The sequence below is a fragment of the Pustulibacterium marinum genome (genome assembly GCF_900116665.1).
GTDB classification, from domain to species: Bacteria; Bacteroidota; Bacteroidia; order Flavobacteriales; family Flavobacteriaceae; genus Pustulibacterium; species Pustulibacterium marinum.
The window spans coordinates 229,822-242,502 of the sequence record NZ_FPBK01000003.1 but is presented as its reverse complement, the minus strand read 5'-3'; the positions used below and the strand labels follow the sequence as shown (position 1 = coordinate 242,502).

At 33.6% G+C, this 12,681-nt stretch carries 10 protein-coding genes; 8 read left to right on the top strand and 2 right to left on the bottom strand.

The features are described 5' to 3' along the window. Positions 1–129: 129 nt before the first annotated feature. The 8 genes from guaA to BM383_RS07110 all read left to right on the top strand — a co-directional run bounded on the left by guaA (position 130) and on the right by BM383_RS07110 (position 10,260). Positions 130–1,659, top strand: a complete 1,530-nt coding sequence (gene guaA / locus BM383_RS07145; protein ID WP_093024430.1) for a glutamine-hydrolyzing GMP synthase — start codon at positions 130–132, stop codon at positions 1,657–1,659. A gap of 16 nt (positions 1,660–1,675) precedes the next feature. Further along, positions 1,676–3,586, top strand: coding sequence for an amino acid ABC transporter substrate-binding protein (locus tag BM383_RS07140; protein ID WP_093024429.1), 1,911 nt, complete (start codon positions 1,676–1,678; stop codon positions 3,584–3,586). Between the two features lie 15 nt (positions 3,587–3,601). After that, positions 3,602–4,153, top strand: coding sequence for a DUF922 domain-containing protein (locus tag BM383_RS07135; RefSeq protein WP_245766545.1), 552 nt, complete (start codon positions 3,602–3,604; stop codon positions 4,151–4,153). Positions 4,154–4,156: 3 nt separating this feature from the next. Continuing rightward, positions 4,157–4,393: a DUF3820 family protein gene (locus tag BM383_RS07130; RefSeq protein WP_093024428.1), complete on the top strand. Its 237-nt coding sequence runs from the start codon at positions 4,157–4,159 to the stop codon at positions 4,391–4,393. Positions 4,394–4,534: 141 nt separating this feature from the next. Then, complete coding sequence (locus BM383_RS07125) at positions 4,535–6,169, top strand: CTP synthase (RefSeq protein ID WP_093024427.1); 1,635 nt, start codon at positions 4,535–4,537, stop codon at positions 6,167–6,169. A 126-nt stretch (positions 6,170–6,295) separates the two neighbouring features. Continuing rightward, the gene (gene yidC, locus BM383_RS07120) at positions 6,296–8,164 is read left to right on the top strand and encodes a membrane protein insertase YidC (RefSeq protein WP_093024426.1); all 1,869 of its coding nucleotides are present in this window, start codon (positions 6,296–6,298) and stop codon (positions 8,162–8,164) included. Positions 8,165–8,295: 131 nt separating this feature from the next. Then, the gene (locus tag BM383_RS07115; RefSeq protein WP_093024425.1) at positions 8,296–9,327 is read left to right on the top strand and encodes a tetratricopeptide repeat protein; all 1,032 of its coding nucleotides are present in this window, start codon (positions 8,296–8,298) and stop codon (positions 9,325–9,327) included. Between the two features lie 69 nt (positions 9,328–9,396). Further along, positions 9,397–10,260 carry an NAD(P)-dependent oxidoreductase gene (locus BM383_RS07110; RefSeq protein ID WP_093024424.1) on the top strand — a complete coding sequence of 288 codons (864 nt, stop codon included), beginning with the start codon at positions 9,397–9,399 and terminating at the stop codon, positions 10,258–10,260. 11 nt (positions 10,261–10,271) lie between these two features. Here BM383_RS07110 and BM383_RS07105 read toward each other — a convergent pair whose 3' ends face one another. Then, positions 10,272–11,768 carry a glycosyltransferase family 39 protein gene (locus tag BM383_RS07105; RefSeq protein ID WP_093024423.1) on the bottom strand — a complete coding sequence of 499 codons (1,497 nt, stop codon included), beginning with the start codon at positions 11,766–11,768 and terminating at the stop codon, positions 10,272–10,274. Between the two features lie 2 nt (positions 11,769–11,770). Continuing rightward, a complete protein-coding gene (locus tag BM383_RS07100; RefSeq protein ID WP_093024422.1) occupies positions 11,771–12,496 on the bottom strand; it encodes a glycosyltransferase family 2 protein in 726 nt (241 codons plus the stop codon). Positions 12,497–12,681 lie beyond the last annotated feature (185 nt).

The window sequence follows — 12,681 nt, the reverse complement described above, 5'->3', positions numbered from 1 at the left end:
TGATTTTTGATAAAAATATAAAATAAATCATTCTAATTATCATATTGTAAATAATTGTCTTCTTGATAACTTTTGTTAAAAAATCGAATACTTCATTTTTAGATTCTTCATTTAATGCTATTTTTGCGCATGCAACACAATGTTTTAATTTTAGATTTCGGCTCGCAGTATACCCAATTAATAGCTCGTCGCGTTAGAGAGTTAAATATCTACTGCGAAATTCATCCTTACAACAATTTACCGGAAACAGTTTCGGATTTTAAAGCGGTTATTCTATCTGGCTCACCGTTTTCAGTTCGTTCAGAAGATGCACCGCATCCTGATCTTTCTGAAATCAAAGGAAAAGTTCCTTTATTAGCGGTTTGCTATGGTGCGCAATATTTAGCGCATTTTAAAGGTGGAAGCGTAGAACCGTCCAATACCCGAGAATATGGTAGAGCCAACCTTTCTTTTATTAAAGAGAACGAAGTTTTCTTTGAAGGAATAGAAGAAGGTAGCCAAGTTTGGATGAGTCATAGTGACACTATTAAGCAATTGCCAACAAATGGTGTGAAACTTGCAAGTACACACGATGTTGAAAATGCTGCTTACAAAATTGAAGGAGAAGAAACGTATGCAATTCAGTTTCACCCAGAAGTGTATCACTCAACAGACGGTAAACTTTTACTAGAAAATTTCCTAGTGAAAATTGCTGGTGTAAAACAAGACTGGACACCGTTCAACTTTGTAGAAATGACTGTTGAAGACTTGAAAAAACAAGTTGGAACAGAAAAAGTTGTTTTAGGACTCTCTGGAGGAGTGGATTCTTCTGTAGCAGCGGTATTGTTAAACAAAGCTATTGGTGATAATCTTCACTGTATTTTTGTAAACAACGGATTGTTGCGTAAATATGAGTTTGAATCTGTTTTACAGCAATACGAAGGAATGGGGCTAAACGTAAAAGGCGTAGATGCTACAGACCGTTTTATGGATGCTTTAGAAGGATTAGAAGATCCGGAAGCTAAGCGTAAAGCAATTGGTCGTGTATTCATTGAAGTTTTTGATGATGAAGCACACAAAATTGAAGATGCAAAATGGTTAGGTCAAGGAACCATTTATCCTGATGTTATTGAATCAATATCAGTAAATGGTCCTTCAGCAACTATTAAGAGTCACCATAACGTAGGTGGTTTGCCAGATTTTATGAAATTGAAAGTGGTAGAGCCATTACGTATGTTGTTTAAAGACGAAGTACGTAGAGTGGGCGCTAGTTTAGGAATGAATCCTGAGTTACTAGGTCGTCACCCTTTCCCTGGTCCAGGATTGGCTATTCGTATTTTAGGAGATATTACTCGTGAAAAGGTAGCTATTCTTCAAGAAGTAGATCATATCTTTATTCATAATTTGAAAGAATGGGGATTGTATGATAAAGTTTGGCAAGCAGGAGCTATATTATTACCTGTGAACAGTGTTGGAGTAATGGGTGATGAACGTACCTATGAAAAATGTGTTGCGTTGAGAGCTGTAGAAAGTACAGATGGAATGACAGCCGATTGGGTAAATCTTCCGTATGAATTTCTACAAAAAACCTCTAACGAGATAATAAATAAAGTAAAAGGCGTTAATAGAGTAGTGTACGACATTAGTTCTAAACCGCCAGCCACAATTGAGTGGGAATAACAAATAAAAGTTTTTAATGAATAAGATTATTGCTTCTTTTCTTGGTATTTTTTTGTTTACTGTAATTTCAGTAAATGCTCAGGGATATAAAAGTCATACGGTTCAAAAAGGTGAAACTATAGAAAGTATTGCCAAAAAATACAATATAGAACCTTATGATATTTATAAGTTTAACCCGGGAGCACAAAAAGGTATTCATGAGAATTCAGTACTCATTATTCCTTCAAAATCTATACAACCTAAGGCAACGGGTTCTGATTCAGAGTCCGTTACCTTTGTTGAGCATAAGGTAAAGAGAAAAGAAACATTATTTGGTATTTCTCAAGAATATAAAGTTGCTATTGAGGATATTAAAAAATACAATCCAGAATTATATAGCAGAGAATTGGATAAAGGAGAAAAAATCAAAATTCCAATCATTAAAAACAAACCTGTTCAAGAAACTCCAATCAAAAAGATAGATTCTTCCAAAACTCAAAAATTAAAGCCTTACGTAGTTCAAAAATCAGAAGGGCTTTTTAGAGTTGCTACCAATCATGGTATTACTGTAGAAGCTTTAAAAGAGCTTAATCCAAATATGAAAGCATCGCTACAGTTGGGAGATACTTTATGGGTTCCGGTTGTAGAAGCTGAGCAAGAGGTTATAGCGAATGAATATGATTTTTACACGGTAAAACCAGCAGAAGGTTTTTTCAGTATAGAGAAAAATTCAGGATACACACAAGAAGTGATTGAGCGTTTAAATCCTGAAGTAAAATTAACAGGCTTAAAACCAGGAATGGTTTTAAAGTTACCAAGAAAAAAGACAGATTCGCTACCATTCTTTCATAACTTCATTAAAGCATCGCACACAAATTTGGTAGATAGCATTCGTTTACACGATGTAAGCATGGCACTAGTTTTACCTTTTAAAGCAGGAGAATTGACTGTTGATTCTGTTCCGCAATTGGTTAAAAAATTAAGATCAGACAAAGTCTTAAATATTTCTTTAGATATATATTCTGGTGTGCTAAAAGCTGTTGATTCTCTCAAGAATTTAGGAGTGAATGTGCATTTGAAAGTGTTAGATAGTCAGGGAGATGAGTACGTTATAGATCAATTAACGTCAAAAGGAGAGTTCAATGGTGTGCAAGCAATTATAGGCCCTTTGTATACCAAAAACTTCAATAAATTGGCTTCTAATGTCATGTTTGATAGTATTCCGTTATTTGCTCCTTTGTCTAACAAAAATCTGAAGGATTATAGTAATATCTTTTCAACAGTTCCAAACGATAATGATTTGTCTGATGCGTTACTATCTTATGTAAAGAAGCGTGAATCTAATTATCATGTAATTATTTTTGCTGATGAGGAGCATACAGTGTCTAAAAATAAACTAAAAGCACTTTTTCCAAATGCTACAGTTGCTTCCAAGGAAACCTTTACTGTAAAAGGTATTGACGCTCTACTTTCGAAAACACAAAGAAATTTGGTCTTTGCTGAAACAAATCATGTACCTACATTAACAAATATTACTAATATTCTAAATACGCTTGCGACGGAATCTCTTCATGTACAATTGGCTACAACTAACAAAACCGATGCATTTGATTCAGATGCTGTAAGAAATGAATATTTAAACAAGCTTCATTTTTTATACCCAACAATAGACAAACCTTCCTCTTTGAATTTGCCTTTTGCTAAATCTTATTATGAACAATATCAAAAGTACCCAAGTAAATTTGCTGTGAGAGGTTTTGACCTTACCATGGATACTGCATTGCGTTTGGCTCAGGGCGAACCACTATCAAAAAACACATTATTTATAGGCGAAACAGCTTACATTGAAAATAAATTTCACTATATTAAACAACCGTATGGTAATTATTTTAATAATGCCGTATATGTTGTGATGTATAAGGATATGGAGATTGTTGAGGCTCCATAAAAATGTAGTGTCAATTTGAAATTAAAGTTAGTATTTTACATTAGTTGTTTTTTGTTACTGGCTTTCACGACCAAAGATAGTCGTAGGGAAGAAGCCATAGTTTGGAACGGATATCAACGTCTTAGTTGGAAAGATTTTCAAGGAGTTCCAGACCTGTCTACTGATGCCGCTGCTGTAACTGCCTCCGGTTTGTCTTACGATTTATCAGCATCTATTTCCAAGAATGAAATTGTGGTAGTAAATTGTAAAGTTTCTGCTTTCTTTTATCCTACAGAATCTTGGTTTAAACCAGAATTTGCTGATGACCACATTTTAGCACATGAGCAATTACATTTTGATATTACGGAATTAATGGCGCGTAAATTCAGAAAGCGAATTGCTGAGACTAAGTTTAGTAAAAATGTAAAAGCTGAGGTAAAAACCATTTACAATCAAATGAATAAATCTTTAGATAGTTTACAAACTGCATATGATGCAAGTGCAAATTACTCAATGAATAAAAAGGCACAACTTTCTTGGCAAAAGAAAATTAACAAAGAACTTCTTCAATTAAACTCTTATAAATAGAAAATGCAGTTAGATCCTAATGCGTTGTTGGAGCTTGCTCATGCAAAAATGCCATTTGGTAAGTACAAAGATTATTATTTGGTAGATATTCCCGAACCCTATTACGTTTGGTTCAAACAAAAAGGTTTTCCCACGGGCAAATTGGGAATGCAAATGCAAAGCATGTATGAGATAAAATTAAATGAGTTAGAATCACTCGTAAGAAAAATAAAAGATAATTACCCAAAGCCTTCTAAATAATTACAAAATTATTTATAATCAGTTGATTATATTTCTAAAAGAACCTTCCATAAATTCAGATTTTAATATTGTTTTTTGATGATGATAGTTGTACTTTTGGCGCGACTTTTTCAACAACACAACAAAATATTTTTATCGTAAATGGCAGCAACCAAATACATCTTTGTTACCGGTGGTGTAACGTCTTCTTTAGGAAAAGGAATCATTGCAGCATCTTTAGCAAAACTACTTCAGGCACGCGGTTATAAAGCAACAATTCAAAAATTTGATCCTTATATCAATGTGGATCCAGGTACATTGAATCCATACGAGCATGGAGAATGTTATGTAACCGATGATGGTGCAGAAACCGATTTGGATTTGGGTCATTATGAACGTTTTTTAAATGTAAATACTTCTCAAGCAAACAATGTAACTACTGGTAGAGTATATCAAAGTGTTATAGAAAAAGAAAGAAAAGGAGAATTTCTAGGGAAAACAGTTCAGGTAGTTCCTCATATTACTAATGAGATCAAAGAGCGTATGCAGTTGCTTGGTAAAACGGGAGACTATGATATTGTAATTACCGAAATTGGAGGTACCGTTGGTGATATAGAATCATTACCTTATATAGAATCTGTTCGTCAGTTGTTATGGGAATTAGGAGAAGACAACGCTATTGTAATTCACTTGACACTTGTACCATTTTTAGCTGCCGCAGGGGAATTGAAAACAAAGCCTACACAACACAGTGTAAAAACCTTAATGGAGAGTGGTATTAAGGCTGATATTTTGGTTTGTAGAACAGAGCATGAACTTTCAGATGATCTAAGAGATAAACTAGCATTGTTCTGTAACGTAAAGCGTGAAGCCGTAATTCAATCTATTGATGCATCTACTATTTACGATGTTCCAAACTTAATGTTGAAAGAAGGTTTAGACACCGTTGCGTTGAAAAAATTAGACCTTTCAGACAAAGCAGAACCAAATCTTACGCAATGGAATCAATTCTTAGATCGTCATAAGAATCCAAAGAATACGGTAACTATCGGTTTGGTAGGTAAATATGTTGAGTTACAAGATTCGTATAAATCTATTTTAGAAGCTTTCATTCATGCAGGCGCAGCCAACGAAGTGAAAGTAAACATAGAATCAATTCATTCAGAATTTATTACTGAAGAATGCATCAACGATAAAATAGCTCATTTAGATGCCATTCTTGTAGCTCCAGGTTTTGGTGAGCGCGGAATTGAAGGAAAAATAGCAGCCGTACAATACGCAAGAGAACATAGTATTCCTTTCTTCGGAATTTGTTTAGGAATGCAAATGGCTGTTATTGAATTTGCAAGAAATGTTGTTGGACTAAAAGGAGCGAGCTCTACCGAGATGAATCCTAATGCAAAATATCCTGTGATTAGCATTATGGAAGATCAGAAGAATCTTGAAGAAATGGGCGGAACCATGCGTTTAGGAGCATGGAAATGTGATTTGAAAGATGGTAGCATTGTTAAAGAAGTGTACGGAACATCTCAAATTTCAGAGCGTCACCGTCACAGATATGAATTCAACAGTGATTTTAAAACACAATTAGAGGAAGCTGGCTTAGTAGCTACGGGTATTAATCCAGATACTGGCTTGGTAGAGATTGTTGAAAATCCAGAACATCCTTGGTTTGTTGGAGTTCAATATCATCCAGAATATAAGAGTACAGTTGCCAATCCACATCCGTTATTTGTGGCATTTGTAAAAGCAGCTTTGACGTATAAACTTTTAAAAGCAGATGCCAGTTTGGCATAATTATCCAAGTTGGATATGTTTTTGTAAAATAGGAAAAGCACTGATGAAGTGCTTTTTTTGCGACTGTAAGCTGCCGAAAATTCACTTACAGCCGAACTAGTAATAATTTTTTAGTAAAACAAACTAATGGAAGAACAAAAGAAGTTAGACAAAAACTCCATTATCGGGTTTATTTTGATCTTTGGTATCATTATATGGATGCTATGGATGAACAAGCCGGGACCAGATGAAATTGATGGCGAGAAGGGACAACAAGAGCAGTTGGTAGATGAAAATGCGGCTACCAAAGAGGTAGAAAAGCCAGAGGAAGAAACAACCTTGAATTTGGCCGATTCTACTACCATGGCAGCATATCAAAGTAAACTGGGAGTATTTGCCTATTCAGCAACATTACCTTCTGCTAAAGAAGATTTCACGGTTATCGAAAACCAAAAATTGTACTTAAAAATAAGCAACAAAGGTGGTCAAATAGTGGAAGCTCGTTTAAAAGAATTTCACACATTTGATTCTGTTCCTGTTTATTTGATTAAAGAAGGAAATGCAAATTTTGGTATTGATTTCACTACTTCAGATAATAGAACACTTAATACAAAAGATCTTTATTTTGAACCTTCAAAAACTCAAAATGGAGAGGCCAATGTAGTTTCAATGAAGTTGAAATCGGATGCTAATAAATATTTAGAATTCCGTTATGAGTTGAAGCCAAATGATTATATGGTAAGCTTCACAGTTCGTTCACAAGGTTTAAATGGGGCAATTATCTCTTCTTCTCCTATCAATTTAGATTGGAGTTTAAAAGGATTGCGTCATGCAAAGAGTGTTACGTATGAAAACCGTTATACGCGTTTAACCTACGAACATGAAGATGATGAAATCTCAAAATTGAGTCCATCTGGTGATGATGAAGAAACTGTGAATAATGTAGATTGGTTATCTTTCCGTCAACACTTTTTCAGTTCTATACTAGTTACTGACACTCCTTTTGAAAAAGCGAATATTTCTTCAGTAAATTTAGCTAAAGAAGAAGGAGATGATGTAAAATTCACCAAATCATATGCTGCGACTATGCCATTGAAAATGCAAGGTGGTGAGTTGAATTATAACATGCATATGTATTACGGGCCTACAGATTATAAAGTTTTAAAAGAATATTCAGACTTTGGAATTGACGAATCTATGCCACTTGGTTGGGGTATTTTTGGTTGGTTAAACAAGTGGTTGTTTATTCCTGTGTTTAATTTTTTAATGAGCTTTTTACCTGCTGGTTTTGCTATTATCGCATTGACAATTTTAGTGAAATTAGTACTTTCTCCAGTTCAGTATAAACAATACATGAATCAGGCTAAAATGAAAGTGCTACGTCCTGAAATGAACGAAATCAATGAAAAGTATGCAGATCAGCCAATGAAAAAGCAACAAGAAACTATGGCACTTTACCGTAAAGCGGGTGTAAACCCAATGAGCGGATGTTTGCCTGCGTTCTTGCAAATGCCAGTGTTCTATGCATTGTTTACTTTCTTCCCAACAGCGTTTGTGTTGCGTCAAAAAAGTTTCTTATGGGCAGACGATTTATCATCCTATGATATGATCTTAAAACTTCCGTTTGATGTTCCTTTCTATGGTAGCCACGTGAGTTTGTTCCCAATATTAGCTTCTATTGCTATTTTCATTTATATGCAAATGACTTCAGCACAGAGCATGCAACAACAGCAACAGCCAGGAATGCCAAATATGAAATTCATATTGTATCTATCACCATTAATGATGTTGGTGTTCTTCAATAAATATGCAAGTGGATTGAGTTTGTATTATTTTGTATCAAACACAATTACTATTTTTATCATGTTGGCTATTAAGAAGTTTATTGTAGATGATGAAAAGATTCATGCTAAAATTCAGGAAAACAAGAAGAAACCTAAGAAGGAAAGCAAGTTTCAACAGCGTCTTAAAAACATGATGGAAGAAGCTCAACAGCAGCAAAGCAAGAGAAAATAAGATTTCTTCATATATATTAAAAAAAAGAGCATCCAAAACGGATGCTCTTTTTTTATTATTCCTAACTGTTTTGTTTTTATGCGTTTATTTTTTCTTATATTTAATCATTATGATCAATCAAATACATAAAAATGAAAAATATACGGTTCTTCTTCATTACATTTTTACTGCTTCAAATAGGGTTTTCACAAACAAATTCAAATCAATTAATTCAACAAGGAATAAAATATCATGACGAAGGAGAATACGAATTGGCTATTCAGAAGTACGAACAAGCATTGAATATTAATAAGTACAATCCAACGGCGCATTATGAAATGGCATTGACTTATTTTGAAATGAAAGATTATGATAAAGCAATTGAACATACCGATATTGTTTTAAAGTCTGATGCTACGGATAATCATTTGAGTTCATATGTAATTAAAGGATCATCTTTGGATATGCTTGGAAAAACCAAGAAGTCTATCAAAGTATTTGAGAAGGGGATCGAGGAAACTGGAGGTAATTATTTGTTGTATTTCAATCTGGCAATAGATTATTATAAATTATCTGAAACAGAAAAGGCAGAAGAAAATTTTATTAATGCGATTAATTCAAATTCTTTTCATGGGAGTAGTCACTATTTACTAGGAATTATTAACGAGAATAATGGGAAGAAGGTTCCTGCGCTTTTGGCTTATTATTATTTTTTGATGTTAGAACCAGATTCTCAACGTTCACAAAATGCATATAAGTCTCTCATGCGAATGTTGGAAGGAAATGTAAGTAAGAAGGACGATAATAATATTAATATCAATTTATTCCTTGGAGACGATAAGGATGACGTGAATAGCTTTTCGGCTGCGGAAATGACATTGAGTTTATCCGTTGCTGCCAACTATACAGAAGAATATGAAGATCTTTCAGATATTGAAAAATTTCAGAAGAATACTGATACCTTTTTTAGTGTTTTATCTGAGTTAAGAAAGGATGAGAATTCAGGTGTTTATTGGAATTATTATGTGCCGTTTTTCAAGAAGTTGAAAGATTCTGAACACTTTGAATTTTTCTGTCATTTTATATCCTATACAAAAAATGATGAGGAAAAAGAATGGTTTACCAATCATCAAGAAGAGTTCAACGCTTTTATGGAGTGGTTAAAGAGTCAGAAAAAAGAATAACATCTTAACGTCAGTTTCACAACATTGCCAAAAATCCTTTTGTAACTTCAAGCAAAATTTTTTGATGTTATGAAAATTGGATTTATAGGACTTGGAATAATGGGTAGCCGTATGGCTGCAAACCTTCAAAAAGCAGGATATACTCTTTTTGTGTATAACAGAACTGAAAGTAAAGCAGCAGATTTAATTACCAATGGTGCTGTTTTTATTGCCGACCCAAATGAGTTGGTTCAGCAAGTAGATGTGGTGATCACAATGCTAGAAAAACCGGTTGTAGTTGAAAAATTAGCTGTTGGTAGAGATGGTTTCATGCACCACATGAAAAAAGGAACTATTTGGATAGACTGTAGTACCGTGAATCCTTCGTTTAGTAAAATGTTGAGCGAATTGGCTACGCTTCGCGGAATTGAATTTTTAGATGCACCAGTTTCAGGCTCCAAAGTTCCAGCAGAGAAAGGTGAACTCATTTTTCTTGTGGGTGGAAAAGAAGAAACTTTAGCAAAAGTGCAACCGCTTTTAGATGAAATGGGAAGTAAAACCATTCATGTAGGAGAACATAGCAAAGGTTCAGCCATGAAAATTATGATCAACCAAATGCTGGGGCAAAGTATGTTGGCATTTTGTGAATCACTCTCTTTAGGAATGTCATTAGGGATTGAAAAATCAAAAGCCATGGATGTATTGTTGAATTCAGCAGTTTCGGCTCCAATTCTTACAGCCTTCCGTAGTAGAATAGAAGAAGAAAATTTTGAGCCTAACTTTCCTTTAAAGCATCTTCAAAAAGATTTACAACTATTTACCGATACCGCTTTTGAACAGGATAAAGCAACGCCATTGACCAATACCGCCAAAGAAGTGTATGCAATGGCTAAGCAAAATGGTATGGCAGACGAAGATTTTTCGGCAGTGTTTAAATTATTGCAAGGCAAATAAGTCTGTAGTTTCTATTGGATAACGAAAGTATTCTGATTGTTTTCTATTTGTTCTGAATTGAATAATTCTTGTAATTCTGTTTTTGTAGGAAATAGAGGCGTCAATTCTTCGCGTGTGTCAAAAAATAGAATTACAGATTTTTTATTGTTGATTTCATTCTGAATAGAGTCTAATTGTTGGTTGTAAAGCATGTTTACGGTTAGGTTGTAAAGGTCTCTTTTCATAGGAATTTGCTTAGGCATTATTCTTTTGGAAAAGATAAGAAATGCAACATCGTTTGTGTATACTTCTTTATTTTTAAAATCGATATTATCAGGGATTGTTATTCCTTCATAAGTTTTTCCGGTATATCCATATCCTTCCCGATAATATTTTAAAAGTTTGGGAGCTCCAGACAATATTGATATTGCGATGATGCAGATTGGGATTATAAAGTTTGTTCTATGATGTTTTTTCAAAACATAGTTTAGGATGATAGCAAATACTAGTACCGAAAAAAGATACATAGGCATTAAAATACGTTGATCTATTGGGGTTGAAGCATCAATCAAGCAGATAACCCCAACAATGAAACTATAATATACCACAATGCTTGTAAGTAGAAATTTTAGATGCTTTTCATGGAAAGAAATATAATTTCCGAATTGATTTTTAGTTTTATAAATAATTCGCAAACTCAAAGTTATCAATGTGGCAAAGGCAATGACACCTATGAGAACGAATTGATAGGAACTTCCAATACCCCAAGCGATGATGGTTTTGACGGTTGTAAATATTTTATGTGAATCGATTATGTGAAAAACCAAATCTCTGTCGTTACCCGTTTCCATTTTACTGTAACAATATAGGTTCCAAACCATGTAACAGAGTATAATTGGAATTGTATAGAATGCAAGGTTGAAAAGCGTTTGTAATTTTTTTCGTGGCTTAGAAAATAGAATATAAATCATTATTCCTGCAACAATTCCTGCTGTTGCATATCTGGTTAAAAAGCACAAACCACTAAAACAACCTGCTATGATTAGAAATTTGAGTTTTTTCTCATTGATCCATTTTAAAAAGAAAAGCATCGTTGCTAAAAATAAAGGGATAAACAATGTTTCGCTCAAAAACATTGTGTAGGTTGTGCTAAAAGGAATAGAGAAAAGTAAAGAGAATAGGCTTAGAATTATTGTGTTTTCTTTTAATTTAAGAGTTTTTAAAACTAGCCAAAATAAATATCCATTGCCTATTATGGAAATAATGTTTAAGTAAAATGCGGCATTGCTAAGGTTGGCTCCCGTTATCTTTTTGATTAAAGCTAAAACAATGGCATATAATGGTGGCCAGTGATTAATTAAGTTTCCGGCGTAGTCAACAATTCCGTTATGTTTTAAAATATTGTCTGCTGCTTGGTAGAAGAAAACTGAATCTGCAAAAATACCAACACCAAAAGAGGACATCACGAATGTGTAGACAAAAGCGGCTAAAAGAATAATTAAATGTGGTAAAATAGATTTTAGCTTCATGATTAGTTCCTTTTCAATGCCCCATATTTTAAAATGCAAAAAATAGCTCTTACTCCGTCTTTCCAGTTTATCTTTTTACCTTCATCATAAGTTCTTCCGTAATAAGAAATACCTACTTCATAAATTCTAACGTTTGGGATTCTAGAAATTTTGGCAGTTATTTCAGGTTCCAGACCAAACCTTTTTTCTTTCAGATCTATGTTTTTGATTAAATCAGTTCTAAACATTTTATAACAAGTCTCCATGTCACTTAAATTTAGATTTGTAAACATATTAGAAAGAAAAGTCAAAAATTTATTTCCTACAGTATGCCAAAAAAATAGAATTCTATGAGGATTATTTCCTTTAAATCGAGATCCGTATACCACATCTGCAACACCAGCAATAACAGGTTTTAGCATATCATTATATTCCTCAGGATCGTACTCAAGATCAGCATCTTGTATAATGCAATATTCTCCGGAAGTATTGGCAATAGCGGTACTGATCGCAGCTCCTTTCCCCATATTCTTCTCGTGCTTAAAGTAATGGCAATCTGCATTTGGATATTTTAGGCAAAATTGATCTATAGCTGTTTTTGTATTGTCTGTAGAACAATCATCAACTATAATAATTTCCTTTTGAATATTGTTGTTTAATTCAATTTGAATCACTTTTTCTAAAAGCTCAAAAATTGTGGTTTCTTCATTAAATGCAGGTATCAGAATAGAGAGCTTAGTAATGATCATTTTTAGATGTTGTAAAGTGATTTTCTGAGGGATAAAATTTAAGTGCGTAAAAATAAAGATATTTTTTAGTTGTTAAATTAGAATACTGTTTTATTTGAGATTTCTGCATCATTGTTTCAATAGAATAAAATTGAAATTTCTAGGGAAAAGCATACCGCCAAAGAAGTGTATGCAATGGCTAAGCA